The organism is Thermohalobaculum sp., from assembly GCF_058622915.1.
On record NZ_JBZSYN010000139.1, the window covers coordinates 37,688 to 61,580 of the forward strand.

Annotated in this window: 23 protein-coding genes and 1 pseudogene; 16 read left to right on the forward strand and 8 right to left on the reverse strand. The window is 70.6% G+C overall.

Going from position 1 to position 23,893, the window contains the following annotated elements:
• Positions 1-25 precede the first annotated feature (25 nt).
• Both AC32QD_RS10890 and AC32QD_RS10895 read left to right on the forward strand, forming a co-directional pair.
• Positions 26-625, forward strand: coding sequence for a hypothetical protein (locus tag AC32QD_RS10890; RefSeq protein ID WP_492010524.1), 600 nt, complete (start codon positions 26-28; stop codon positions 623-625).
• A gap of 149 nt (positions 626-774) precedes the next feature.
• Positions 775-1,236 carry a hypothetical protein gene (locus AC32QD_RS10895; RefSeq protein WP_492010525.1) on the forward strand — a complete coding sequence of 154 codons (462 nt, stop codon included), beginning with the start codon at positions 775-777 and terminating at the stop codon, positions 1,234-1,236.
• A 39-nt stretch (positions 1,237-1,275) separates the two neighbouring features.
• Here AC32QD_RS10895 and AC32QD_RS10900 read toward each other — a convergent pair whose 3' ends face one another.
• Positions 1,276-2,208: a LysR family transcriptional regulator gene (locus tag AC32QD_RS10900; RefSeq protein WP_492010526.1), complete on the reverse strand. Its 933-nt coding sequence runs from the start codon at positions 2,206-2,208 to the stop codon at positions 1,276-1,278.
• A gap of 196 nt (positions 2,209-2,404) precedes the next feature.
• Here AC32QD_RS10900 and AC32QD_RS10905 point away from each other — a divergent pair, with 196 nt between their 5' ends.
• The 4 genes from AC32QD_RS10905 (at position 2,405) to AC32QD_RS10920 (ending at position 5,967) form a co-directional block, all read left to right on the forward strand.
• Entirely contained in the window at positions 2,405-2,611 is a 207-nt protein-coding gene (locus tag AC32QD_RS10905) for a hypothetical protein (RefSeq protein WP_492010527.1), read from the forward strand.
• A gap of 26 nt (positions 2,612-2,637) precedes the next feature.
• A complete protein-coding gene (locus AC32QD_RS10910; RefSeq protein WP_492010528.1) occupies positions 2,638-2,871 on the forward strand; it encodes a hypothetical protein in 234 nt (77 codons plus the stop codon).
• A 90-nt stretch (positions 2,872-2,961) separates the two neighbouring features.
• Positions 2,962-3,525, forward strand: coding sequence for a GNAT family N-acetyltransferase (locus AC32QD_RS10915; RefSeq protein WP_492010529.1), 564 nt, complete (start codon positions 2,962-2,964; stop codon positions 3,523-3,525).
• 204 nt (positions 3,526-3,729) lie between these two features.
• Complete coding sequence (locus AC32QD_RS10920) at positions 3,730-5,967, forward strand: MMPL family transporter (protein ID WP_492010530.1); 2,238 nt, start codon at positions 3,730-3,732, stop codon at positions 5,965-5,967.
• Between the two features lie 191 nt (positions 5,968-6,158).
• Here the strand turns inward: AC32QD_RS10920 and AC32QD_RS10925 are convergent.
• A pseudogene (locus AC32QD_RS10925) lies at positions 6,159-6,398 on the reverse strand (hypothetical protein); the annotation flags it as partial.
• A 291-nt stretch (positions 6,399-6,689) separates the two neighbouring features.
• Here AC32QD_RS10925 and AC32QD_RS10930 point away from each other — a divergent pair.
• Positions 6,690-7,082 (forward strand): cupredoxin domain-containing protein, encoded by a 393-nt coding sequence (locus AC32QD_RS10930; RefSeq protein ID WP_492010531.1) that lies wholly within the window; start codon positions 6,690-6,692, stop codon positions 7,080-7,082.
• Positions 7,083-7,098: 16 nt separating this feature from the next.
• Positions 7,099-7,947 (forward strand): FTR1 family iron permease, encoded by an 849-nt coding sequence (locus tag AC32QD_RS10935; protein ID WP_492010532.1) that lies wholly within the window; start codon positions 7,099-7,101, stop codon positions 7,945-7,947.
• A gap of 161 nt (positions 7,948-8,108) precedes the next feature.
• On the opposite strand, the gene AC32QD_RS10940 is transcribed toward AC32QD_RS10935, so the two are convergent.
• Positions 8,109-9,068, reverse strand: coding sequence for a transcriptional regulator GcvA (locus AC32QD_RS10940; protein ID WP_492010533.1), 960 nt, complete (start codon positions 9,066-9,068; stop codon positions 8,109-8,111).
• Between the two features lie 130 nt (positions 9,069-9,198).
• Between AC32QD_RS10940 and AC32QD_RS10945 the strand changes: the two genes are divergently transcribed.
• Positions 9,199-9,690, forward strand: coding sequence for a DUF1127 domain-containing protein (locus AC32QD_RS10945; protein ID WP_492010534.1), 492 nt, complete (start codon positions 9,199-9,201; stop codon positions 9,688-9,690).
• A 56-nt stretch (positions 9,691-9,746) separates the two neighbouring features.
• Here AC32QD_RS10945 and AC32QD_RS10950 read toward each other — a convergent pair whose 3' ends face one another.
• The gene (locus AC32QD_RS10950; RefSeq protein ID WP_492010535.1) at positions 9,747-10,445 is read right to left on the reverse strand and encodes a winged helix-turn-helix transcriptional regulator; all 699 of its coding nucleotides are present in this window, start codon (positions 10,443-10,445) and stop codon (positions 9,747-9,749) included.
• Between the two features lie 436 nt (positions 10,446-10,881).
• On the opposite strand from AC32QD_RS10950, the gene AC32QD_RS10955 reads away from it, so the two are divergent.
• Positions 10,882-12,324 (forward strand): FAD-binding oxidoreductase, encoded by a 1,443-nt coding sequence (locus AC32QD_RS10955; protein WP_492010536.1) that lies wholly within the window; start codon positions 10,882-10,884, stop codon positions 12,322-12,324.
• A gap of 34 nt (positions 12,325-12,358) precedes the next feature.
• Here AC32QD_RS10955 and AC32QD_RS10960 read toward each other — a convergent pair whose 3' ends face one another.
• Both AC32QD_RS10960 and AC32QD_RS10965 read right to left on the reverse strand, forming a co-directional pair.
• Positions 12,359-13,477, reverse strand: a complete 1,119-nt coding sequence (locus tag AC32QD_RS10960; RefSeq protein WP_492010537.1) for an ABC transporter substrate-binding protein — start codon at positions 13,475-13,477, stop codon at positions 12,359-12,361.
• 120 nt (positions 13,478-13,597) lie between these two features.
• A complete protein-coding gene (locus tag AC32QD_RS10965; protein ID WP_492010538.1) occupies positions 13,598-14,002 on the reverse strand; it encodes a universal stress protein in 405 nt (134 codons plus the stop codon).
• A 134-nt stretch (positions 14,003-14,136) separates the two neighbouring features.
• On the opposite strand from AC32QD_RS10965, the gene AC32QD_RS10970 reads away from it, so the two are divergent.
• From AC32QD_RS10970 to AC32QD_RS10980, 3 genes are all read left to right on the forward strand, one after another.
• Positions 14,137-15,714: a BCCT family transporter gene (locus AC32QD_RS10970; RefSeq protein ID WP_492010539.1), complete on the forward strand. Its 1,578-nt coding sequence runs from the start codon at positions 14,137-14,139 to the stop codon at positions 15,712-15,714.
• A gap of 230 nt (positions 15,715-15,944) precedes the next feature.
• Positions 15,945-16,592 (forward strand): YceI family protein, encoded by a 648-nt coding sequence (locus tag AC32QD_RS10975; RefSeq protein ID WP_492010540.1) that lies wholly within the window; start codon positions 15,945-15,947, stop codon positions 16,590-16,592.
• A gap of 95 nt (positions 16,593-16,687) precedes the next feature.
• Positions 16,688-17,944: an MFS transporter gene (locus tag AC32QD_RS10980; RefSeq protein WP_492010541.1), complete on the forward strand. Its 1,257-nt coding sequence runs from the start codon at positions 16,688-16,690 to the stop codon at positions 17,942-17,944.
• Between the two features lie 22 nt (positions 17,945-17,966).
• On the opposite strand, the gene AC32QD_RS10985 is transcribed toward AC32QD_RS10980, so the two are convergent.
• The gene (locus AC32QD_RS10985) at positions 17,967-19,166 is read right to left on the reverse strand and encodes a patatin-like phospholipase family protein (RefSeq protein ID WP_492010542.1); all 1,200 of its coding nucleotides are present in this window, start codon (positions 19,164-19,166) and stop codon (positions 17,967-17,969) included.
• Positions 19,167-19,249: 83 nt separating this feature from the next.
• Between AC32QD_RS10985 and AC32QD_RS10990 the strand changes: the two genes are divergently transcribed.
• Positions 19,250-20,029: a DUF6675 family protein gene (locus AC32QD_RS10990; RefSeq protein WP_492010543.1), complete on the forward strand. Its 780-nt coding sequence runs from the start codon at positions 19,250-19,252 to the stop codon at positions 20,027-20,029.
• A 7-nt stretch (positions 20,030-20,036) separates the two neighbouring features.
• On the opposite strand, the gene AC32QD_RS10995 is transcribed toward AC32QD_RS10990, so the two are convergent.
• Entirely contained in the window at positions 20,037-20,720 is a 684-nt protein-coding gene (locus AC32QD_RS10995; RefSeq protein ID WP_492010544.1) for an SOS response-associated peptidase, read from the reverse strand.
• A gap of 200 nt (positions 20,721-20,920) precedes the next feature.
• On the opposite strand from AC32QD_RS10995, the gene AC32QD_RS11000 reads away from it, so the two are divergent.
• Complete coding sequence (locus tag AC32QD_RS11000) at positions 20,921-22,405, forward strand: protein adenylyltransferase SelO (RefSeq protein WP_492010546.1); 1,485 nt, start codon at positions 20,921-20,923, stop codon at positions 22,403-22,405.
• Between the two features lie 182 nt (positions 22,406-22,587).
• Positions 22,588-23,893: thiamine pyrophosphate-binding protein (locus AC32QD_RS11005; RefSeq protein WP_492010545.1), on the forward strand; the 1,306-nt coding region annotated here is incomplete at its 3' end.

A 23,893-nucleotide genomic window follows, 5' to 3' on the forward strand; every position in this document is an offset into this window, starting at 1 on the left:
GCCCTATCTGAGGTCCATGCGGATCATGGCCCTCGCCCTCGGCGCGCTGCTCGGTGCCTCTCTCGTGGCCCAGGCTGGCGCCCGCGACCACGGGCCGCCGACCTTCCAGGAGCGTCCCGGGGTCGGCCAGCCGGTGCGCTTCACCGACGCCGCCGGCCTGGTCTTCCAGCCCGACCGTCTCGTGGTGCTGGGCCGGCACGGCGTGCGTGCGGCCCGGCTCCCCGCCGCGACCCTTCATGCCCGCTCGGAGGAGCACGTGAATCTCTCCGGCGTGCCGCTGATCGGCCAGCTCTTTCGCGGCCGCCTGGCCCCGGGCGATGCAAAGCGGCGCGGTGTCCGGGTCGGTCCGCTGACCCGGGTCGGCGACACGCTGGTGCTCGACGCCCGGCACAGCCCGGTTCCGCTCGCGCACCGCGCCCTCGTGCTGACCGCCAATTTCCCGCGCACGGGCGCGGTCAGCTACCGGCTCGGGGTGCCCGACTTCACGCCCGCCAGGGCACCGTCGGGCACAGGCTACCCCGCCGGCACCGCCTGGCTGGTCGGTCGGACGCTCGTGCTCGCCGGCGCCGGCTATGCCCCCGCCATCGGCAGCTGGGAGCACGTCCTGGGCACCTCCGGGCGCTAGACCCGGGATCTTGGCGGTTCTCCGTGCTCCCGGGGCCCCTCGCGCCAGGCACTCCGGCAGAGGGGCCGAGATTGACCGCGACCGCCCGCGGCACAGATTCAACCGTGCAGGCCACGAGCAAGCGGATGGCCCAGTTCAGGAGCAAGGTGATGAGACGAGTACATTTTCCAGGCTTCAACGCGATCCCGGCGCTGGCGCTGGCGGCGCTTTTGGCGGGCGGCGGCCTCGCGCTGGCTGCCGGTACGAGCGACCTGACCTTCAGCGGCAATGCCACCTTCCACGGCCCCCACGGCGGGCAGCCCATCCACGTGGCGGTGGTGAACAGCACGACCCACAAGGTGGTGGCGGAGAAATCCGGCACGGTCTCCAAGACGGCCAATCCTTCGTTCTCGTTTACCTTCCCCGGCGTGCTGAAGGACGGCCAGAGCTACGAGGTGGATTACTGGATCGACTCCAACTTCGGCGGCGGCACGCTGGGCGTCTGCGATGCCAAGCAGCACGACCACCAGTGGCGCGTAAATCTCGGCACGGTGACGGGCAACGTCAACCACATGGAGACGCACCAGCCCGCCAAGACGACCTCGGTGTGCAGCGTCTTCAAGAAGATGTAGCCATCTGACCCGCGCTGCAGTCCGGGCCCGCGGCGATCCTCATCGCTCGCCGCGCGGCTCGGGTATTTCCCGCTGCCACGGCGGGACAGAGCCGAAATGATCGGTCAGGTGATCTATGAAGGCGCGCACCCGCGGCGCGAGGTTGCGTTTCTCCGGATAGACGACGCAGATATCCGAGCCCTCGGCGATGTAATCCGGCAACAGCCGGACCAGGCGGCCGGCCCGGATGTCCTTTCCCACCAAATAGGTCGACAGGCGCGCGATGCCGATGCCCGAGAGCACCGCGTGATAGATGCCGTCGGCGCTGTTCGCCTCGAAGTTCCCCGACAGCTCGATCCGGTCGCCGGTGTCGGGGTCGTCGATCTCCCAGTCGTTCCAGCGGCCGACAGTGAACAGCTGCAGGCAGTTGTGGTGCACCAGCTCACCCAGTGTCTGCGGTGCGCCGAACCGCTCCACATAGGACGGCGCGGCGCAGATCACGCGGCGGTTGCTGGCCAGCTTGCGCACGATCACCGCGGGATCGTCGATCTGCTCGGTGAATCGGATGGCGACATCGACTCCGTCGGTCGCCAGGTCGACCTGCCGGTCGGTCAGCTCGATGGAGATCTCGACAGCCGGGTAGCGGGCCAGGTACGCCGGCATCAGCGGCAGAAGCTGGGCCTTGGCGAAGGCGACCGTCGAGACGATGCGCAGCACGCCCTGCGGGTGCCCGCCCAGCCCGGCGGCAAAGCTCTCCGCGTCTGAAATCCGCGCCGTCACGTCGGCGCAGCGCTCGTAGAAGGCGCGGCCTTCGTCGGTCAGCGTCAGTCCCTGCGTCGAGCGGTTGAGCAGGCGTACCCCGAGTCGGTCCTCAAGATGCCCGATCTGGCGGCTGACCGCCGAGGGCGAATGCCCCGACGAGCGCGCCGCGGCCGAGAAGCTTTTCGCCTCCACGACGCGCGCGAAAAGGACCATCTGGCTCGAAAGCTCCATCGGACTCGTCCCCTTTTGCGCGCGGCGCACAGCCGCTTTGACCCCGTTCCAGGTTCCGCGGCGCCCCCGCAGGTTTATTTTGTGCGGTGCGGTAAATCGTAGTGCGCCGCAGCAATCCTGTAAAGCGCGGATACCGCGCGCGGCGGTGGAAGCGCGAGCCACGAACAGCCGGGAACGGCTGCGAGAGGAGGTATCGATGACGAGCGAAGTCCTTGTTCCGGCACGTGCGACCCACCCGAGGGGATCGCTACCCGACGCGTTCAACGCCCTCGCTGAGAGCTTGCGCTGGGCAGGCGAGATGCGGCGGCGCTGCGAGCGGGCGCGCGCACGGGGTCGTCGGCTCGACGACGAGATCCTTCAGCGGATTGCCGACGAGGTCGATGCCTGGGCCGCGAGCAAGTAACGCAACACGACACCGAGGAGGCAGAAATGAGCACATTCAGCCTGTCCCATGCGGGCGGCGGCGCCGTTCGCGCCTTGGCCACGGTCCGGGGCATCGCCAGGCGGGCCGGACGCGCGCTTCCGGCGGCTCTGAAGCAGCTCGAATACGGGCGCATGATGCAGGTGCTCCGGCGCCTGCCCGACAAGGAGCTCGCCGCCATCGGCCTGCGGCGGGCGGACATCCCTGCCTACGCACGTCGGCTGATCTACGAGAGCGACTGAGCGCCGCCCGGCGAATGGAACCGCGCGGCAGGGTCGGAGGTTGCGAGTTGCCCGGGGTCTGGCTCGCCGCGCGGATCGGAGGATCCGAGCATGATCGTCAGGAGACTGCTGCCCTGGGAGTGGCGCGAGCTGCGCGCGCACCTGCTGCGGCTCGACCCGGATGACCGGCAGATGCGCTTTTGCGCCCCGGCCGGCGACCGGTACATCGACACCTACTGCGACCGCATAGATCCACTGCGCACGATCGCGCTTGGCTGCTTGGTCGACGGAACGCTCAGGGGCGTGGCCGAGCTGATCCGGGTCTCGGACGCGTGGCCGATCCGCGCCGAGGTCGCCCTCTCGGTGGAGCGCGACTTCCAGAACCGGGGGATCGGCGGCAGGCTCCTGGCAAGGGCGTTCGCCGTCGCGCGCAACCGGCTGGTGCACTCGGTCTATATGGTCTTTCTGCCCGAGAACGAGAAAGTCCGCCGGCTGTTGCGGGGCTGCGGCGTGACGGTCGCGCAGTTTCCCACCCGCGGCGACGCGCGCATCGCGCTTGCCTGGTCGAGTCCCGGCTCCGTCTTCGAGGAGACGAGCATGAACACCCAGGCCCTTATGCTCGCGCTGCTCGACGCCTCGCGCGCCACCATGGGCGCGCCGCGATCCGCCCCCTGATCAGACGGTTGCGCGACGCGCCCTCCCGGGGCAATTTGGCGGCCGGCAGAGAACGTCCTGAGCTCAGGACCGTTCCTCTCTCAGTCGCGGCAGGCGAGGGCGGGGCACGCTCACCCCGCGTGCGGTCGGGCATACCGGCCGAGCGGGCTGCGGCGACGCGTGATCGCAAGCCGGGTGTCGGAGCGCCCCGGCGGAAGGGAAAGGGTGACCAGCCGCTCCATGGAAACGGCGCAGACTTCCATCTGGGGCCGACTGGCGAGAGTGATCGCCGGACACCCTTGGCGGGTGGTGGTTCTGTGGCTGGTCGCCTGCGGCGCCTCCGTTCCCGGCTTCTTCGCCCTGCAGCACGCGCTTGCGGCGGGCGGCACCGTCGCCGGAACCCGGTCGGCGCGGGTCGACCAGCAGATTGCCAAGACGTTCGGCGACGTGGCCGGGCACAGCGCCCTCGTGGTCTTCACCGGCGTGCGGCCGTACAAGACCCCTGCCGACGCGCAGCTCCTGAAGACCACGGTCACGGCCCTGCGCAAATGGCCGCAGGTGCTCAACGCCCGGTCCGCGCTCGACCTTCCCACGGACCTTCTGGTCGGCAAGGGCGGCACCGGCGCCATCATCGCCGTGCAGTTCCGCCCCGGATCGGACCCGCATGCGCTGGAGGGCTCGCTGCATCGGCTCGCGGACAAGATGGCGCGGCCGGCGTCTGGCCAGCACGCGGCCGTGCAAATCGCCTGGACCGGGCCGTTCTTCGCGCGCGCCGACGTCGTGCGGGCCAGCCGGCGCGGCGCGCGCCGGGGCGAGATCGCGGCCCTGCCGCTGACGCTCCTGTTCCTGGTGGCGATTCTCGGCAGCGTCCGGGCGGCGCTGTGTCCGGTGCTGTGCGCTGCGGCGGCGGTGACGGTGGGCTACGGATGTGCCGGGCTTGCGGCGGTGCTGCTGCCCTGGGCGCCGTCGGCGCTGACGCAGACCGTGATCTCGCTGATCGGCCTGGCGCTGACCATCGATTACTCGCTCTTGACCGTGAACCTGTTCCGCCAGGAGGCCGAGTCCGGGCGCATGCCGCGCGAGGCGGTTGTTGCCGCGGTGCGCAAGTCGGCGCCGACGATCGTGGTCGCGGGCTGCTCGGTGTTCCTCGGCTTCGCCGCCATGCTGATCGTGCCGATCGACGAGATTCGCTCGATCGGCGCTGCCGGCGCGCTGGCCAGCGCCGCGGCCGTGTTCGCCTCCACCACGCTCCTGCCGGTGGTCTTCCTCTTGCTGGCGCCCGGCCTGGTCGATGGCCGCGGCCTGGCCGGCACGGCGACGGCGCGGCGGTTCTTCGCCAAAGTCAGCCGCACGGTTTGCGCGCGCCCCGCCGTGTTTCTGCTGCTCGCCGCGGCCCCCCTGGTGCTGCTCGCCCTGCCGGTCCGCGGGCTGCAGGTCACGGCGCACAGCCGCGACTGGCTGCCCGCCGACGCACCATCGACCCGCGGGCTCGACGCGCTGCAGGCCATCGGCCGGGGCGGCGTGGCGAACCAGATCCTGGTGGTCGCCGAGGCGCCGCCGGGACAGGGCTTCCTCGACAAGCGCGGTTGGGCCTTCGCGCGCGCGCTGCAGCACCGCCTCGCCGCGCTCGACAATGTCGAGACGGTGATCGGCCTGCCTCAGGTGGCGCCCAAGGACGCGACGCCCCAGACCCTGAAAGGCATGTCGCGCCAGACCCTCGCCCCGTTCCTCGGCAGCGACAACCGCAAGATGCTGTTCCGGGTCGTGCCCGACAGCGGGCTTGGGGACCCGGCGCTGGGGCGGCTGGTCAACCGCGTTCGTGCGCTGGGGTCCAGCGCCGAGGGGACCTGGCAGGGCTCCAGTGTCCAGGTCGGCGGCATGCCCGCCGCGTCGCTCGACTATGTCGCGATCATGCTGCACTGGATGCCCAAGGTCTTCGGGCTGGTCATCGTCGGGGCTGTCCTGGTGCTGACGATTTCCTTCGGTGGCATCGTCGTGGCGGTGAAGGCGGTGCTGCTCGACCTGTTCTCCGCCGCGGCGGCGATCGGTCTGGCGACGCTGGTCTTCATGCACGGGCTCGGCGCTTCGCTGATGGGGGTCGACGGGCCGGTCCAGGGCGTGTTTCCCGGGATGCCGCTGGTGGTGTTCTGCGCCGTGTTCGGCGTCTCGATGGATTACGAGGTGTTTCTGATCTCGCGCATCGCCGCGGCGCGCCGGAGCGAGTCGGGCGAGACCGATGCCATCGTCCACGGCATCTCGCACACCGGCGCGGTGATCACCTTCGCCGCGGCGATCATGATCCTGGTGTTCGGGTCCTTCGCAGGCACGGGCTTTCTGCCGGCCAAGATGCTTGGCTTCACGCTGGCCACCGCGGTGTTCCTCGACGCCACCCTGGTGCGCATCGTGATGAGCTCGGCGCTCATGCGCCTGGCCGGTCGCTGGAACTGGTGGCCAGGCTGGTGACGGTCCGGACAGCGACGGCCCGGCCGCCGCCCTTCACGGCCGCCCCGCGCTCCGACAGCCGTGATGCACCGGCCGCGTGCCGCTCCCAACGCCGAGCATCCCGGCCGCCGCGATGGCGCCCGCGACACGATCCTTAGGCCGCGCAGCGCGCGCAGCAGGTGGTGGCCGAGCGCGAGCCGCGCGGCGATGGCCGACGAAAGCGTGCAGCCGGTGCCGTGGGGTGCAGGTCGATCAGCCGCAGTGGCACGTGCAGCTCGGGGACGCGCTCTCCGGGCCGATGCAGCTTGTGCGAGGCGGCAGCGGCCCCGCAGGTGACCTTCGGGGTGACGGCGTCCATGGTGTGCTCCTGGGTTCCGGACAAGGGCGATCCAGTCCGGAGCCGGAGTCGTGGCCGGGCGCATGTCGTCGGATGTTTCGGCGGGCGAGCGCATGTCCACGGTCCCTACGCCAGCATGAACTGGATCAGGTCGAAGGGTCGCTTCACCGGGCGCCCGGCGCCTTCTGGCCTCTCAGCCCCGTTGCGCCGGGACTCCCCCTGGTACTTTCGGGCATAGGGCGACAGATCGGTTGGCCCGCTGGTCAATCCCGCGCTATGGGGGATTTGCGGCTCGACTCTGTCCTCGCTTGACGCAGGCACTTGACGAAATACGTCTCGGGTTATACCAGACTAAAAAAGTCGGAAAAGACCTGCCGGCAACGGTTGAGACAGGAGATCGAAGAGCATGGAGAGATCCGCCCTGACGGGAGCCCGCCGCGCGCTGCGGGCACGAGGCCTCGCTCCCAGCCGCATGGCGCCGGGCGCCGCGGCGCTCCTCGCCGCCTGCCTGCTGGCCGCGCCGGCCCCGGCGGCCGAGGACAGCTACATGATCTCGATCAAGGACCATCGATTCGATCCCGCCGAGATTGCCGTCCCGGCGGGCAAGCGGGTGAAGCTCGTCGTCAAGAACATGGATGCGACGCCCGAGGAATTCGAGAGCCGCGAGCTGAATATCGAGAAGATCATCACCGGCGGCGCGGAGGGGGCGATCCTGATCGGCCCGCTCGAGGCCGGCACCTATCCGTTCGTCGGTGAGTTCCACGAGAAGACGGCCAAGGGCCGCATCGTGGTGAAATAACGTCGGGAACAATGGCATGGCAGCAACCGCACTGATCGTCTTCCGCGAGGTGTTCGAGGCGGCCCTGATCGTCGGCATCGTGCTGGCCGCGACCAGGGGCGTCGCCGGGCGCTTCCGCTGGGTCTCGGCCGGGATCGTGGCCGGGCTGGCCGGCGCGGCGCTTCTGGCGGCGCTCGCGCGCGAGATCACCTCGGCGGCCTCGGGCATGGGGCAGGAATACCTGAACGCCGCGATCCTGTTCGCGGCGGCGGCGATGCTCGGATCGCACAATATCTGGATGGCCCGCCATGCCCGCGAGCTCAAGCACCGCATCAGCGCGCTTGGCCATGCCGTCACGCTGGGGGCGCGCCCGCTCTACGCGGTGGCGATCGTGGTCGGCCTCGCCGTGCTGCGCGAGGGCTCGGAGGTTGTGCTGTTCCTCTACGGCATCGCCGTGGCCGGCGCCGGGCAGCACAGCTCGATGCTCGCCGGCGGGCTGCTCGGGCTCGTCGGCGGCGGCGCCGTCGGCGCGACGCTCTATCTTGGCCTGCTCCGGCTTCCGGTGCGCCACCTGTTCCGGGTCACCGGCGCGATGATCCTGTTCCTCGCCGCCGGGCTGGCGGCCCAGGGGGCCGGCTATCTCGTGCAGGCCGGCGCGCTGCCGGCGCTCGGCCACGCGCTGTGGGACACCTCGCACATCCTGTCCGAGCAGAGCCTGCTCGGCCAGCTCCTGCACACCCTGATCGGCTACATCGCCCGTCCGGCGGGCGTGCAGCTGATCGTCTACCTGGCCACGCTGGGGCTGATCGGCGGCCTGATGGCCTCGACCTCGCGCCTGTCGCTGCAGCGGGCGCCCGAGGCCGCCGGCTCGCCTGGCGGGCGCTGAGGAGCGCGGCGCGAAGGGGCCGGGCGGCGCCCGGTTTGGCTGCGTTAACTCTTACAGGTCTTATATAAGACCTGTAAGAATTTTGACCGCCCTTTCGGCGGCTCGCTGCGTTTCATCCCGACCCCTGACGTCGCCGGCCGTGCACGCCCTGCGCGCGCCTGTCAGCCGGCGGCCGCCTTCGCCGTCGGCGCGTCGGGGGAGTCCGCCGCCCCGTCGCGTTCGACCTCGGCCAGCACCCAGTCGCGAAAGGCGGTGACCCTGGCGTCGCCGGCCTTCGCCTCGGGATAGGCGAGATAGTAGGCGAAGGCGGTGGCCTCGCAGACCGAGGGCGGAAAGGGGCGCACCAGCCGGCCGGCGGCGAGGTCCGCCGCCACCAGCGTGCCGCTGACCAGGGCCACGCCCTGGCCCTCGATCGCCGCCTCGATGGCCATGCTCTCGAGGCTGAAGCGCGGCCCGCGCTCGGCATCGACTCCTTCGACCCCGGCGGCCCTCAGCCACATGCGCCAGTTCGGCGCCGCCTCGTCGTCGCTGCGCCACTGCACATGCAAAAGCGTGTGCCGGCGCAGGTCCTCGGGCCGCCTGAGCGGGGGCCCGCGCTCGATCAGCTCAGGGCTCGCCACCGGGAAGGCGACCTCGCCCATCAGGCGCTCGGCGACCAGCCCGCGGTAGACCCCGCGGCCATAGCGCAGCGCCACGTCCACGCCGTCCTCGGCGAAGCTGGTCAGCGCATCGGTGGCGTCGATGCGCACGTCGAGCTCGGGATGCGCGGTGCGGAAGCGCTCGAGACGGGGCACTAGCCACTTGGCGCCGAAGGAGGGCGGCACCGAGACCGTGAGGATCCCCGCGCGCCGTTCGGCGCGCATCGCCGCTGCCGCCTCGGCCAGCTTGTCGAAGCCCTCGCGCAGGGCGGGCAGCGCCGCCTCGCCCGCCTCGGTCAGCCTGAGCGCGCGGGTCAGGCGGCGAAACAGCGCGTTGCCGCAATACTCCTCGAGCGTACGCACCTGCTGGCTGATGGCCGCGGGCGTGACGTGCAGCTCCTCCGCCGCGCGCTTGAAGCTGAGGTGACGCGCCGCGGCCTCGAAGGCGCGCAGGCTGTTCAGGGGTGGAAGGCGGCGGTTCATGGGACCCCCAATGAATTAGTTTCTCTAATCTGTCTTGCAACAACTTCTCGTTTGTCGAGTCGGCCTTATGCGCAGATATTAGCACCGAAGACAAGAAAGCGGAAACCGATGATACACTAACGGAAAAGCGATGCTGACCCATACCGGCCAGGCTCGCGATCACAAGAGGAGCTTCGTCATGGCCCTGCATTACGCCTATCTGACCGCTAATCCGACCCTGCGTCCCTATCTCGAGCGGGCCAATCAGGAGCGGGCAGCCGCCATCTACGCGGGCTGGAAGGCCGTCGCGCGGGCGGTCGCGGCCGTCTTCCACCGTCTCGCCGAGGCGCATCGCCGGGCCCAAAGGGCGCGCCGCACCGAGGCAGAGCTGAGCGGGCTGAGCGACCGGGTGCTGGCCGATATCGGGGTCAGCCGCGCGGAGATCCGCCACATCGCGCGCGCTGTCGCCGCCCAGCCGCCGGGGACGGCGGCGACGCTTGCCGAACTGCGCCGCATCCGCTCGGACGGCGCGACGGGCGGCACGGGCCGAGGCGCCGCGTTTCCCCGCGACGAGCGGCCGCGCCGCGCCCAGGCGCCGCGTCGGGCGTCCCGTCCGGTCGAGCGCAGGCGCGCGGCGAGTTGACCGTTAAAAACCGCCCTGGCGCGACGCGCCGGGGCGGCCCGCCCATCGGGCAGTGCTCAGGCGACGTGTCGCTCGATCCGGGCGAACGGGCTGAAGCCGAGCCAGGACGGCATCGCGTCCTCGATCGCCCGGTCGCCGATGATGCTGATGCGGTCCTCGCGGCGCGCCTGGCCGAGCCGCGTCAGGCCCATCCAGATCCCGGTCATGGTGCGCAGGTCGGTGGTGACGTAGAGGTCGACGTCGAAGCCCGGGTCGACCGAGCACAGATCCGTCTCGCCGTCCGGCTGGACGATCAGCCACCATTTCCTGAGCGCCGGCTCCTGCTCGGGATAGGTGAAGAGCACGGTGGTGCGCCGGGGCGGCAGCGGCTCGGCCCGGATGTTGCGCCGCATGTCCCACATCAGGAGCTGCGCGTCGAGATAGGCGAGCGAGACTTCGGAGTGGATCCAGCGCGCGCCCCATACGCCGATCGATTCGATCACCGGGCCGAGGTCGCGCCCGGCCTGGGTGAGCGCGTATTCGCGCGCCCCCCCCGGGGCCGACGGCCCGACCCGCTCGACGATGCCGGCGCCTTCGAGATCGCGCAGCCGTTTCGAGAGCAGCGCCGGAGACATCCGCGGCACGCCGCGCCTGAGGTCGTTGAAGCGCGTCGAGCCGGCGAGCAGCTCGCGCAGCAGCACGATGGTCCAGCGCGTGCACAGGATTTCCGACGCCATGGCGACCGGGCAGAACTGCTGGTATCCGGTTTTGCTCATCTGGGCCTCGCTGCGCTGTGAACCCTGGTCTGCGCTGTGCTCCCGAGTCTGCGCTGTGTCCGCTTGCGTGCCGATGGTATCGCGACCCCGGCCGCGGCTCCAGTTCAGTTTCTGAACCGGTCTGATTCAGTTCCTGAACTGGAACGGCTGCGCCCACGGCGGCACTGTGCCGGGGCGCAGAGCGGGCAATCCGCCCGATCTGGCGCAACTGTCAGGAGCTCAGTTTTCGAGATTCGGGATGCCGGTTGCTTCGATCCAGCCAGTGCAAGCAGCGCAGGGTGCGGCTTGGGGGCCATTCCTGGCGCTGCCTGGCGCGGGGCCACGCGACTCACCAAACCGTCAGTAGCGTTGACGGGGCGATGGCGGGTAAAATCGCACGCCGTCCGAGGCGGCGGGATCGCGGAGCGGGCATTGAATCTCCAGCGAGGAGGACGACATGGCGAACATTAAGGTGAAGACGCTCGATGGGCGGGACGGCGAGATTGCGTCGGATGCCATCGATTCGCTGCGCGGTGCGCTGCGCGGGCAGGTCGCGTTGCCGGGCGAGCCGGGCTACGACGCGGCCCGCACGATCTGGAACGGCATGCACGAGCGCCGGCCGGCCCTGGCCATCCGCGCGCTGGGTGCCAACGACGTGCGCCACGCGGTGGCGTTTGCCGGCGAGCACGGCCTGCTGATGTCGGTGCGCGGCGGCGGGCACCAGATCGCCGGCCATTCGGTGGTCGACGGCGCCGTCATGCTGGACCTGTCGCAGATGAAGTCGGTGCATGTGGATCCGCGCCGGCGCCGCGCGCGGGTCGAGCCCGGCGCCAGCCTGGGCGACCTCGACAAGGAGACGCAGGCGCACGGACTGGCGCTGCCGACCGGCATCAACTCGACCACCGGCATCGCCGGCCTGACGCTGGGCGGCGGCTTCGGCTGGATCACCCGCAAGCACGGCATGACGGTGGACAACCTGATCTCGGCCGACGTGGTGACCGCCGACGGCAGCATGATCCGGGTCGATGCCGAGGAGAACCCGGACCTGTTCTGGGCGCTCAGGGGCGGGGGCGGCAATTTCGGCGTCGTGACCTCGTTCGAGTTCGCGCTGCACCCGGTCGGGCCCGAGGTGCTGTCCGGGCTGGTGGTCCACCCCATCGACGCCGCATCTGAGCTGCTGCGCGCCTACCGGCGCATCGCCGACGAGGCGCCCGACGAGCTGACGATCTGGACGGTGATGAGGAAGGCGCCGCCCTTGCCCTTCCTGCCCGAGGAGTGGCACGGGCGCGAGGTGCTGGTGTTCGCCGCCTGCTATTGCGGCGACATGGCCGAGGGCGAGAAGGCGCTGGCCGAGCTGCGCGGGCTGGGCACGCCGATCGCCGACGTGATCGGGCCGCATCCCTTCGCCGGCTGGCAGGCCGCCTTCGACCCGCTGCTGACGCCGGGCGCCCGCAACTACTGGAAGAGCCACGATTTTACGAAGCTGTCGGACGCGGCGATCGACATCGTGCTGGACGCGGTGCGCAACCTGCCGGACCCGGAATGCGAGATCTTCGTCGCCCATGTCGGCGGCGCCATGGCGCTGGTGGCAGCCGACGCCACCGCCTATCCGCAGCGCGACTCGCACTTCATCATGAACGTGCATACGCGCTGGCGCGATCCGGGCAAGGACGCCGCCTGCATTGGCTGGGCCAGGAAGCTGTTCGATGCCGCGGCGCCCCATGCCACGGGCAGCGTCTACGTGAACTTCATGCCCGAGGACGAGGCGGACCGGATCGGCGGTGCCTATGGCGCCAACCTGGCGCGGCTGGCGGGCGTCAAGGCGAAGTACGACCCCGGCAACCTGTTCCGGGTCAACCACAACATCCAGCCGGCCAAGGCTACGGCGGCGGCGAGCTAGAAGCGCCCGCGCCGCCCGGTCCGCCGGGCGGCGCCTAGAGCGTGCCGCCCTTGCCCGGCGCGCCCGAGACGAACCTGGCCCGGGCGATGAAGGCGTCGAAGCGCTTCTGCATCTCGGCCTGGTGTGCCGCCCACCATTGCGGGTCGGTGACCAGCGCGGTCTTCATGTGCGCGGCCGAGGTGGGGAGCTTCGCCCGTGCCGCGTCGCCCAAGAGCGCCATCGCGGAGCGGCGCGCCGGGCCGTAGGCGATGCTGCGGGCCAGCTCGGCCTGGCGCGCGGGGTCGGAGGCGAAGCGGATGAAGTTCATCGCCTTGTCCCGGACCGGCGAGCCCTTGACCACGGCCCACAGCTCATAGTCCAGCACCTGGTGGTCCCACACGATGCCGATGGGCGCGCCGCGCCGGTCGATCGCGCTCTGCGCCCGGCCGTTATACGAGGTGGTCATGGAGACCCGGCCCTCGGCCAGCAGCTGCTCGGGCTCCTCGGCGCCGGTCCACCAGACGATGGCGCCGGCGATGCTCGCCAGCTTGTCGAAGGCGCGCGAGACGCCGGCCTCGGTCGAGAGCAGGTCGTAGACCTTGCCCGGCGGCACGCCGTCGGCCATCAGCGCCAGCTCGAGATTGCCGCGCGGGTTGTCGCGCATGCCGCGCCGTCCGGGAAAGGCGCGGAGGTCGAAGAAGGCCGCGGCGCGCTTGGGCGCATTGCCGGCGAAGCGGTTGGCGTCATAGGCGATCACGTTCGAGAACACGTTCTCGCCCACCGCGCAGTTGGGCAGCATGCCGTCGAGGAAGTCGTCGCGCGGCGCCGTGCCGTCGGCCGCCGGCGGCAGCATCGAGGGGTCGATGGACTCGAACAGGCCCATCTTGCAGCCGCGCAGGGCGTCGGAGCGGCCGACATCGACCACGTCCCAGGTGACGTTGTGGGCGCGCACCTGCGCTGCCACCTCGTCCAGTCCGCCGTTATAGCGGACGACCTCGGCCTGCGGGTCGACCTGGGCGCGGTAGGGCCCGACGAAGGCCTGCATCTGCGCCGCCGTGTAGGCGCCGCCCCAGCTGACGATATCTAGCTTGAGGTGGTTGGCCGCTGCCGGGCCGGCGAGCCCGCCGGCAAGCGCGGCGGCGGTCAAAAGGCAGGCGGGTCGGACTGCGCGCATGGCTGCCTTGTGGGCTCGTTGTGTCTTATGCATGTGCCTCTACCCTTTCGAAAATGTCGGTTGCGAAAAAAAGTTGACCCCGAGGCCGAATCGGGCGGCGGCCTCCGGGGACAGCCGGCCTCACCGCACGATGAAGACCGAGCAGTCGGTGTGATGCACCACCTGCGAGGCATTCGAGCCGAGCAGGACATCGCTGAGCTCGGGGTGGTGCGAGTTCATCACGATGAGGTCGAAGCCATCCTTCGCGGCGATCTGCCGGATGCCGCGGTGGACCGAATCATAGTGCGCGACGCGCACATCGCAGGCCGCGTCCTTGCCGATCGCGCGCGCGGCCAGCGCCCGCAGCTTCTTGCCGTGCTCCTCCTCGACATTGCGCGCGGGGTCCACCGGGTGGACGTGCGGCACGATGTTGAGCAGGGTCAGACTGGCCCCGTGCTGGCGCGCCTGCGCCGCTGCAACGGGCAGGGCCTTGCGCCAGGATGATTCGTGCTGGAGATCGATTGGAACGAGTATCTTTGAGAACATTGACTCCTCCGCTTTGAGTACCACGTTTTGGCTCTGGCTGACTCGATGTTACCCTAAACGAAAATCAGGCTCCGTTTGAAGCCTTAGGCGTTTCAGTTATTTCGGAGCTACAGATCATGTTCAAGGAGGGGATGATGACGGACATTCGAACACATCTCAAGACGCACACAAATCCCCCGGTATTCTTTGTCTCTGCAGCGGTCATCCTGGCCTTTGTCGTCTGGGGCGCCACGGCTCCGGCCAATCTGGGCCGGCTGGCCGGCGACCTGATGAGCTGGATCTCGACCAATTTCGGCTGGTGGTATGTGGGCGAGGTGACCGGGCTGGTGGTCTTCGTGCTCTATCTCGCGATCAGCCCCTACGGGCGCGTGAAGATCGGCAAGGATGCCGACGAGCCGGAGTGGAGCACCTGGTCGTGGTTTTCCATGCTGTTCACTGCCGGCATGGGCATCGGGCTGGTGTTCTACGGCGTCGCCGAGCCGATCTTTCACCTCAACAACCCGCCGATCGGCGACGGCGGCACGCCCGCCGCGGCGCGCGAGGCGATGAACATCACCTTCTTCCACTGGGGCGTGCACCCCTGGGCGATCTACATCGTGATCGGGCTCTCGCTCGGCTATTTCTGCTTTCGCTACGACCTGCCGCTGCGGCCGGCCTCGGCGCTGTATCCGCTGATCGGCGAGGCGATCCACGGCTGGATCGGGCACATGATCGACATCCTGGCCGTGTTCGGCACGCTGTTCGGCCTGGCGACCTCGCTGGGCCTGGGCGCCACGCAGATCAATGCCGGGCTGGCCCAGGTGTTCGGCATCCCGGTCAGCGCCGGCTGGCAGGTGGGCATCATCGCCGCGGTCTCGGCGGTGGCCATCACCTCGGTGATGCTGGGCCTGGACAGCGGCGTGCGCCGGCTGTCGCTGATCAACATGTACCTGGCGATCGCGCTGGCCGTGGTGGTGTTCGTGCTGGGGCCGACGCTGTTCATCCTCAAGTTCATGGTCGGCAGCACCGGCTACTACATGCAGCACCTGCCGGAGACCAGCCTGCGGATGTTCACCTTCTCGAAGGAGGGCTCGGACTGGATCAGCAACTGGACCCTGTTCTACTGGGGCTGGTGGATCGCCTGGTCGCCCTTCGTCGGCATGTTCCTGGCGCGCATCTCCAAGGGCCGCACGATTCGGCAGTTCATCGTCGGCTGCCTGCTGGCGCCGACCGGGGCGTCGATCGTGTGGTTCACCATCTTCGGCGGCAGCGCGCTGCACTTCATCTTGCAGGAGGGCAACCAGGCGCTGAAGGGCGCGGGCACCACCGACGCCATGTTCGTGCTGCTCAACCAGCTGGGCCTGCCCGGCGGGCTGGTGACGATCGTGTCGCTCTTGGCCATCGTGGTGGTGGCGATCTTCTTCGCCACCTCGTCGGATTCGGGCTCGCTGGTGGTCGACATGCTGACCAATGGCGGAGATCCCGACCCGGTGTGGCAGCAGCGCCTGTTCTGGGCGGTGCTGGAGGGCGTGGTCGGCGCCATCCTGCTGCTGGCCGGCTCGGCCACCGGCGGCGACCCGCTGTCGGCGCTGCAGACGGCATCGGTCACCTCGGGGCTGCCGTTCTCGGTGGTCCTGGTGCTGATGGCCTGGGGCCTGATGCGCCAGCTGCAGGAGGAGCGCATTCCCCCCGCCGTGCACAGCCGGGCGCCGGAGGCCAGGCCGGCCGAGTGAGCCGCGGCGGCGCGCGCCCGGCACGGCGGTGCGCCGCGGCGCCGGCCGGCCCGCGCGACCGGCTGCGGCGACGCCGAAGGCCGAGTGCGGCCGGCGGCCGCGCGGCGTTGACGAAGTCGTGAGCAGCCATGCGCCTGGGAAACGACTAGCAAAGGCGGCGAGGCCGTTAGCCCGGCAACCGAGATTGCGGCGCGGGTCGTCGTGCACAGCCTTCGATGAGGACATCCCAGATGCCGGAGCCGATTCCACAGATGCCGTCCGCCCCGTGCCCCGGCAGGAGGGGCCGCGCGCGGCCGCCGCGGCTGCGCCGGGCTGCGCGCGTTGTGGCGCTGTGCGTGCTGGTCGCTGCGCCGGCGATGTCGCGCGCCGTCGCCGCCATGCCGCAATGGACGGTGGTGCCGGCGAAATCCCGCATCGGCTTCGAGTATGTGAGCAACGGCAAACCGGCCGCGGGCCGGTTCCACCGCTTCTCCGGCCAGGGCCTGTTTCCCCCCGGCGCGCCGGACAAGGCGACCTTCGACCTGCATATCAAGAGCGGGAGCATCGATCTGGGCGACTCCAGGGCCAGCGCCTTCGCCACTTCGGCCGAATGGTTCGATACCGCGAACCACCCCGACGTGGTCTACCGCCTGCTGAAGCTGACGCCGATCGACGGCAACCGCTACCGCGCCGATGGCGAGCTGACGATTCGCGGCAAAAGCAAGCCGGTGACGACGACGCTCACGCTCGATGTGGGCGCGCAGACCGCCCACGCCAGCGGGACGCTGCGGATCGACCGCACCGACTACGGGCTCGGGGTGGGGCCGATGTCGCTGTTCGTGAACATCGGCCGCGAAGTCGCCGTCAGCTTCGACTTCGTGGCGCATCGCGTGCACTGAGGGCAACGCGGCGGCCGGCCGGGCAAGCCGGTTGTCATCGCCACGCCGCCGGACGATGATCCGCGGGGAGTGGACAGCCGCGGCACGGGGCCTCGATGGGCAGGGCGGACGAAGCGCAGGAGGCCGCGGCGCAGGGGGTCGGGGCGCAGGGGGCCGGGGCGGTCGTCCGCCTGCCGCGGAGCATCTGGGCGCTGGGCTGCGTCAGCCTGTTCATGGACGTCTCGTCGGAGATGATCCACTCGCTGCTTCCGGTCTTCCTGGTCACGGTGCTCGGCGCCAGCACGTTCACCGTCGGCGCCATCGAGGGCATCGGCGAGGCGACCGCGTCGATCACCAAGCTGTTCTCGGGATGGCTGAGCGACCGGCTGGGGCGGCGCAAGCTGCTGGCGGTGGCAGGTTACGGGCTGGGCGCGCTTTCCAAGCCGCTGTTCGCGATCGCGCCCACGGCCGGCTGGGTGCTGTTCGCGCGGTTCTCCGACCGCGTCGGCAAGGGGGTCAGGGGCGCGCCCAGGGACGCGCTGGTCGGCGACCTGGCGCCCGAGGCGCTGCGCGGCGCGGCCTTCGGCCTGCGCCAGTCGCTCGACACGGTCGGCGCCTTTGCCGGGCCGCTCGGCGGCATCGGCCTGATGCTGCTGTTCGCCGGCAATTTCAGGCCGGTGTTCTGGCTTGCCACGATTCCGGGGCTGGTGGCGGTCGCGATCCTGGTCTTCGCGGTGCGCGAGACGGCCCCCGCCCCTGCGGCCGACGTGCCGGCCGCGCCGATTCGCCGGGCCGACCTGGCCGCGCTGGGCGGGCACTTCTGGGGCGTGGTCGCGGTCGGCGCGGTGCTGACGCTGGCCCGCTTCAGCGAGGCCTTCCTCATCCTGCGCGCCGAGGAGGCGGGGCTGTCGAACACCTTCGTGCCGCTGGTGCTGGTGGTGATGAACGTCGTCTACGCCGCCTCGGCCTACCCCGTGGGTGCGCTGTCCGACCGGCTGGGCCGGCGGGGGCTGCTCGCGGCGGGCTTTATCGTGCTGGCCGTCGCCGACGCGGTGCTGGGGCTTGGGTCGGGGATCGGCGCGGTGATGGCGGGGGTGGGGCTGTGGGGGCTGCATATGGGCATGACCCAGGGCCTGCTGGCCGCGCTGGTCGCAGACACGGCCCCGGCGGCGCGCCGCGGCACGGCGTTCGGACTGTTCCATCTGGCCAGCGGCGTCGCCGTGCTGCTGGCGAGCCTGATCGCCGGGCTGTTGTGGGACCTGGTGGGCTCGGAGGCGACATTCCTGGCCGGCGCCGGGTTCACGGTCCTCGGGCTTGGCGGCATGATGGCGGTCGTGGGGCGCGCGCCCGGGCGGGTGCCGCCAGAGGGCTGAGGCGGCGCGGGCCCGAGGGCGTTCACGGGCCGGTGGCGACCGGGCTTTCGACCGTGGCCGTGCCGGGGCGGAGCAGCGTGCGCAGCTCGGCCTCCTGCACCCAGGCGTCGCAGCGGCCCAGCTCGACGAGGTCGCGGCAATAGGCGCCGTCGAAGTTGAGATAGCTGGGCAAGCGCCAGTCGCCGCCCCAGGCGCCGATGCCGTGCAGCATCATGCGCACGGCCCAGGGGATCGAGCGGGCATGGCGGCCGGCGATCTCGCGCAGGTCCCGCGAGGGGCGCAGGACCAGCGCCTCGACCGGGCGCAGCGGGGTTCTGGCCAGGCCCTCGGGGCTCATCAGCGACAGGGTGTGGTTGATGCGCTCCAGCCGCTCGATGTCCGAATCGAGGTTGTCGTTGAAGACGATGTCGAGCATGTGCCCGAGCAGGGCGCCGAGGCTGGGATAGGCGGCCGGGGCGTGGCTCTCCAGCGGATCGACCTGCGGGTCGCGCGCGGCGATAATGAGAAGCCGCCGGGCGCCCAGCCGGATCGCGGGGCTGAGCGGTGCGGTGAGCCTGAGGGCGCCGTCGCCGTAGTACTGGCCGTCGATCCGCTGCGCCGGGAACAGGAAGGGCAGGGCCGAGGAGGCGAGCACGTGCTCGGCGCCGATGCGGCACCGCACGCCGCGCCGGCGGATGCGCGTCCATTCCTGTTTGCCGGCGGCCCCGGCGAAGAAGCTCACCGCCTGCCCGCTCTGGTCGGAATAGGATGAGGCGGTCAAGGCGAGCGCGGAGAGCTGGCCGCTGGCGATCACGCGCTCGATGGCGGAGAAGTCGATCTCGCGCTCGAGCAGGCGGCCGAGCGGCGCGTTGTCGAGCAGCGAGCGCGGATTGCTGACCAGCCAGCCGCCGCTCGCCGCCATCGCCAGCCAGCGAAACCCGCGCGCCCCCAGCGCGACGAGATCGGCGCGGAAGATGTCACTGGAGCGCAGCCGCGGCCAGGCGCGCGCCAGATGCCCGGCTGCCCGGTTGAAGCGGTCGGCGCGCGAAGCGAGGCTGGCTGCGTTGATCGCGCCCGCCGACTGCCCGACGATGACGCCGAACGGATTGCGCCGGCCCGGAAACATCTCGGAGATCGCCTTGAGGGCGCCGGCCTGATAGGCGCAGCGCGCGCCGCCGCCCGCCAGGACCAGCCCGACCTGGGAATTTGCAACGGAATGATGGTTTTCGTTGTTTTCGTTCATTGTGCAACGGCAGGTTAGCATGCTTTTCTGACCGCATCAGCAGGGGACATCGCAGGGCTCCGCGCAAGATTGGAGAAGACGCAATGAGGCCGGGATCTCCCGGATGGCTGATCCTGGCGGGTGCGATGCTGCTGATGGCGGTGGCGCCGGTGAGCGAGAGCGCGGGTGCGCGCCCCGTGCTGCCCTGCGGCGCGGAGCCGGCGGACGTGGCGCCCAGATACGCCCCGCTCGGGGCGCCCCCGGCGGTGGCCGTGTGGCACAACATCACGCTGGCGCCGGACACCTGCCTCGGCCAGGCAAAGGGTCATCAGACCCTTGCCATCGCGCTGGCCGTGCGCTTCGAGCATAGGGGCACGCTGGAGGACCTGGCTGCGCGGGCGGGCGCCATTTCCGCCACCAGGGCGATCCGCTACTGGTCGGTGACCGACGGCGAGTACCGGCCGCTGATCTCGGAGGCCTTCGCGCTGGACGGTCCGGACACGCATGCGCGGCGCCCCGATTTCACGGCCAGCGAGGTGCTGAGCGGGCGGACGCTGTATTTCGCGCAGAACGACACGCGATCGACCGGGCTCAATCTCTACAGCCTGAAGGCGCGGCGGCTGGGACCGGACGAGCTGGCGATCGAGGTCGTCAACATCACCGACATCCGGTTCCTCGTGTTCACCATGTTCGGGGCACGGTCGCTGGTCTCGCTGCACATCTTCAGGCGCCTCGACGGCCAGGTGTGGGGCTATTACGGCCTGTCGACGATCCGCGGGGGTGTCGCCGGGGGCCACGAGAAGTCGTTCGTCAACCGCGCCGCCGCTTATCAGCGCTTCATGATCGGTGCGCCGACCGGCAAGGCGCCCCCGCTGGCGCCGTGAGACCGGGCTAATCCTGCACTGGGGCGATGCAGGCGGGATCGTCGTGTCCGGGCGAGTTGACCCGGGTCGTCACCGGATAGCTTTCCAGCCATTCTGCCGGGGCGGGGCGCAGGAGGGCGGCCGCCGCGTCCGCATCCCCGGCGAGCCAGAGCTCGTGGTCGGCCGGATCCAGGATCACCGGCATGCGGTCGTGGATCGGCTTCACCAGCGCGTTGGCCTGAGTGACGATGATCGTGAAGCTGTCGAGCGGCGCCTCGGAGGCGCCCCCCTTTGGCTCCCAGTGCTCCCACAGGCCGGCGAAGGCGAAGGGCGCGCCGTCGCGGCGCACGATGCGAAAGGGCTGTTTCTCCCTGCTGCCCGCCTGCGCCTGCCACTCGTAGAAGCCGTCTGCCGGCACGAGACAGCGCCGCTCGCGGAACGCGGCGCGGAACGCCGGCTTGGAGCGCACCGTCTCGGCGCGGGCGTTGATCATGCTGTAGGGGCTTTTCAGGCTGTCCGACCAGAACGGGACCAGCCCCCAGCGCAGCATCGCCAGCCCGCGGCCCTGTCTGCCCTTCTTCGGCCCGACCACGGGCGCGTCCTGGGTCGGCGCGATGTTGTAGCGCGGCGCCAGGTTGGGCACCGGCGGCGCGAGCGCGAACAGGCGCTGGATCGCCTCGGGCGGCGTGGTCAGACTGTATCGTCCGCACATCGGCCACAGATGGCACGGCGCGGCGGCCGGGGACAAGGACGGAGGTGCCGGTTGAGGCGGGGCCGACTTTCACGACGGGCCGCGACGCACTAGGTCTTGGGGGCAAGGACCCACCTCGCGAGACCATGGAACGACGCAATGAGACAGCAGACATCGGGCGCGCCGGCATGACCGCCAGTCCCGAGACGGCAACGGAGGCGCTGACCTTCGGCTTCGACAACAGCTTCGCGCGCCTGCCCGCCGAGCGCTTCTTCGTGGCGATGAAGCCGAGCCCGGTGCCGGCGCCGCGGCTGCTGCGTCTGAACGAGAAGCTGGCGCGGTCTCTGGGCCTCGAGCCCGGGCGTCTGCGCACGGCGCAGGGCGTCGGGGTGCTCGCCGGCAACAGGCTGCCCGGCGACGCCCAGCCGCTGGCCATGGCCTATGCCGGGCACCAGTTCGGCGTCTGGGTGCCGCAGCTGGGGGACGGCCGCGCGATCCTGCTGGGCGAGGTGATCGACCGCGACGGCGTGCGCCGGGACATCCAGCTCAAGGGCGCGGGGCGAACCCCGTTCTCGCGCATGGGCGACGGCCGCGCCACGCTCGGCCCGGTGCTGCGCGAATACCTGGTGAGCGAGGCGATGGCGGCGCTGGGCATCCCCACGACGCGGGCGCTGGCCGCCGTGACCACCGGCGAGGAGGTCATGCGCGAGCGCGGCCTGCCCGGCGCGATCCTGACCCGGGTCGCGCGCAGCCATGTGCGCGTGGGCACCTTCCAGTACTTCGCGGCGCGGCGGGACGTGGAGGCGCTGAGGCGCCTCGCCGACTATGTGATCGAGCGCCATTACCCCGCGGTTGCGCAGGCTGAGCGGCCCTATCGGGCGCTGCTCGAGGCGGTGGTCGCGGGCCAGGCGGAGCTGGTGGCGCGCTGGCTGCAGGTTGGCTTCGTGCACGGCGTCATGAACACCGACAACACCTCGATCGCTTGCGAGACCATAGACTATGGCCCTTGCGCCTTCGTCGACACCTATCACCCCGACACGGTGTTCAGCTCGATCGACCATCAGGGGCGCTATGCCTATGCCAACCAGCCGCATGTGGTGCACTGGAACCTCGGCTGCCTGGCGCAGGCGCTGCTGCCGCTTCTGGGCGAGGACGAGGAGGCGGCCGTGGCCGTGGCGCAAGCCGCGGTCGACGCCTTCCCGGCGCGGTTCAACCGCGCCTGGCTTTCGGGCATGCGGGCCAAGCTCGGCCTCGCTCAGGCGCGGGCCGGGGACCGCGCGCTGATCGAGGACCTGCTGGCCCGCATGGCGGCGAACAGCGCCGACTTCACCCTGACCTTCCGCCGGCTGGCCGAGGCGGCGGCGCCCGAAGGCGCGGGCGGGGACGACCGGGCGGTGGGCGAGCTTTTCGCCGACCCGGCCGCTTTCGAGGACTGGGCGCGGCGCTGGCGCGCGCGGCTCGCCGCGGAGGGCGGCGACCCGGCAGCGCGGCAGGCGGCGATGCGCGCGGTCAGCCCGGCCTTCATCCCGCGCAACCACCGGGTCGAGGAGGCACTGCGCGCCGCGGTCGAGGAGGCCGACCTCGCGCCCTTCGACCGGCTCATGCGCGTGCTGGCGACGCCCTATGACGACCAGCCCGCCGATGCCGAGTATGCGGCGCCGCCCCGGTCCGACCAGGTGGTGCGCCAGACCTTCTGCGGCACCTGAGGGCGCCGTAACGCTCCGAGCGGGTGCCGGATTGCGCGGGCGGCGGCGGGGGGCCCGGGGGGGCCCGGGCGCAAAACATCACATGGAAAATGCCTTGTCGCCGGGAATGGCAGCCAAGCGTCTGGCGCGGCGGCGACAATGCGCTAATCTGCTTACCGGCTCCGGCACGGGCGAGACCAGGCATGCGAGACGACACGATCGGGTATCTCAAGACCATCGAGCAGCGGCTGCTGTGGCTTTCCTGCTGGACCATCCACAACGCCAATCACCTGCGCGAGAACCCGGACGGGCTGAAGGTGGGCGGACACCAGGCGTCCTGTGCCTCGATGGTCTCGATCATGACGGCGCTCTATTTCGGCGTGCTGCGTGCGGAGGACCGGGTGGCGGTGAAGCCGCATGCCTCGCCGGTGTTCCATGCCATGCAGTATCTCATGGGCAACCAGTCGCGCGAGAAGCTCGAGCGCTTCCGCGGATTCGGCGGCGCGCAGTCCTACCCCTCGCGCACCAAGGACACCGACGACGTGGACTTCTCCACCGGCTCGGTGGGCCTGGGCGTGGCGATGGCGGCCTTCGCCTCGCTGGTGCAGGACTATCTGGCGGCGAAGCCCTGGGCCGGGCGGCGGCCGCTCGGCCGCATGATCGCCTTGGTCGGCGACGCCGAGCTGGACGAGGGCAACGTCTACGAGTGCCTGCAGGAGGGCTGGAAACAGGACCTGCGCAATTGCTGGTGGATCATCGACTACAACCGCCAGAGCCTGGACGGCGTGGTGCGCGAGGGGTTGTGGCGGCGCATCGAGGCGATCTTCGGCGCCTTCGGCTGGGAGGTGGTGCGGCTGAAATACGGGGCGATGCAGCGCGCCGCCTTCGCCGAGCCGGGCGGCGAGCGGCTGCGCGAGTGGATCGACGCCTGCCCGAACTCGCTCTATTCGGCGCTGACCTTCCAGGGCGGCGCCGCCTGGCGCAAGCGGCTGATGGACGAGATCGGCGACCAGGGCGCGGTCACGGCGCTGCTCGAACGGCGCTCCGATGCCGAGCTGGCGCGGCTGATGGAGAACCTTGGCGGGCAGTGCGTCGAGACGCTGGCCGACGCCTTCGCCGCGATCGACCACGACCGGCCGACGGCCTTCCTGGCCTATACCATCAAGGGCTGGGGCACGCCGCTCGCCGGGCACAAGGACAACCACGCCGGGCTGATGACCAAGGCGCAGATGGAGAGCTTCCGCGCCGATATGGGCATCGCGCCGGGCGAGGAGTGGGAGCCCTTCGCCGCGGTCCCGGACGCCGACGCGCTCCAGGGCTTCCTGCGCGGGGTCCCGTTCTTCCAGGCGGGGCCTCGCCGCTATGCCGCGGAGGCGGTGACGGTGCCGGGGCTCGAGCCGCCGGGCGAGGCGGAGATCTCCACCCAGTCGGCGTTTGGCAAGATCCTCGACGCGCTGGCGCGCTCGGACGCGCCGCTGGCGGACCGGATCGTCACCAGCTCGCCGGACG

What these genes read in the sequence shown, in the direction of transcription:
- AC32QD_RS10980 (WP_492010541.1), top strand. Translation starts at nt 16,688, where the DNA reads ATGGGCAGGGCGGACGAAGCGCAGGAGGCCGCGGCGCAGGGGGTCGGG.
- AC32QD_RS10970 (WP_492010539.1), top strand. Translation starts at nt 14,137, where the DNA reads ATGACGGACATTCGAACACATCTCAAGACGCACACAAATCCCCCGGTA.
- AC32QD_RS10960 (WP_492010537.1), bottom strand. Translation starts at nt 13,477, where the DNA reads ATGCGCGCAGTCCGACCCGCCTGCCTTTTGACCGCCGCCGCGCTTGCC.
- AC32QD_RS10990 (WP_492010543.1), top strand. Translation starts at nt 19,250, where the DNA reads ATGAGGCCGGGATCTCCCGGATGGCTGATCCTGGCGGGTGCGATGCTG.
- AC32QD_RS10950 (WP_492010535.1), bottom strand. Translation starts at nt 10,445, where the DNA reads ATGAGCAAAACCGGATACCAGCAGTTCTGCCCGGTCGCCATGGCGTCG.
- AC32QD_RS10955 (WP_492010536.1), top strand. Translation starts at nt 10,882, where the DNA reads ATGGCGAACATTAAGGTGAAGACGCTCGATGGGCGGGACGGCGAGATT.
- AC32QD_RS10995 (WP_492010544.1), bottom strand. Translation starts at nt 20,720, where the DNA reads ATGTGCGGACGATACAGTCTGACCACGCCGCCCGAGGCGATCCAGCGC.
- AC32QD_RS10940 (WP_492010533.1), bottom strand. Translation starts at nt 9,068, where the DNA reads ATGAACCGCCGCCTTCCACCCCTGAACAGCCTGCGCGCCTTCGAGGCC.
- AC32QD_RS10895 (WP_492010525.1), top strand. Translation starts at nt 775, where the DNA reads ATGAGACGAGTACATTTTCCAGGCTTCAACGCGATCCCGGCGCTGGCG.
- AC32QD_RS10900 (WP_492010526.1), bottom strand. Translation starts at nt 2,208, where the DNA reads ATGGAGCTTTCGAGCCAGATGGTCCTTTTCGCGCGCGTCGTGGAGGCG.
- AC32QD_RS10985 (WP_492010542.1), bottom strand. Translation starts at nt 19,166, where the DNA reads ATGAACGAAAACAACGAAAACCATCATTCCGTTGCAAATTCCCAGGTC.
- AC32QD_RS10945 (WP_492010534.1), top strand. Translation starts at nt 9,199, where the DNA reads ATGCTGACCCATACCGGCCAGGCTCGCGATCACAAGAGGAGCTTCGTC.
- AC32QD_RS10975 (WP_492010540.1), top strand. Translation starts at nt 15,945, where the DNA reads ATGCCGGAGCCGATTCCACAGATGCCGTCCGCCCCGTGCCCCGGCAGG.
- AC32QD_RS10935 (WP_492010532.1), top strand. Translation starts at nt 7,099, where the DNA reads ATGGCAGCAACCGCACTGATCGTCTTCCGCGAGGTGTTCGAGGCGGCC.
- AC32QD_RS10890 (WP_492010524.1), top strand. Translation starts at nt 26, where the DNA reads ATGGCCCTCGCCCTCGGCGCGCTGCTCGGTGCCTCTCTCGTGGCCCAG.
- AC32QD_RS10905 (WP_492010527.1), top strand. Translation starts at nt 2,405, where the DNA reads ATGACGAGCGAAGTCCTTGTTCCGGCACGTGCGACCCACCCGAGGGGA.
- AC32QD_RS10930 (WP_492010531.1), top strand. Translation starts at nt 6,690, where the DNA reads ATGGAGAGATCCGCCCTGACGGGAGCCCGCCGCGCGCTGCGGGCACGA.
- AC32QD_RS10915 (WP_492010529.1), top strand. Translation starts at nt 2,962, where the DNA reads ATGATCGTCAGGAGACTGCTGCCCTGGGAGTGGCGCGAGCTGCGCGCG.
- AC32QD_RS10910 (WP_492010528.1), top strand. Translation starts at nt 2,638, where the DNA reads ATGAGCACATTCAGCCTGTCCCATGCGGGCGGCGGCGCCGTTCGCGCC.
- AC32QD_RS10965 (WP_492010538.1), bottom strand. Translation starts at nt 14,002, where the DNA reads ATGTTCTCAAAGATACTCGTTCCAATCGATCTCCAGCACGAATCATCC.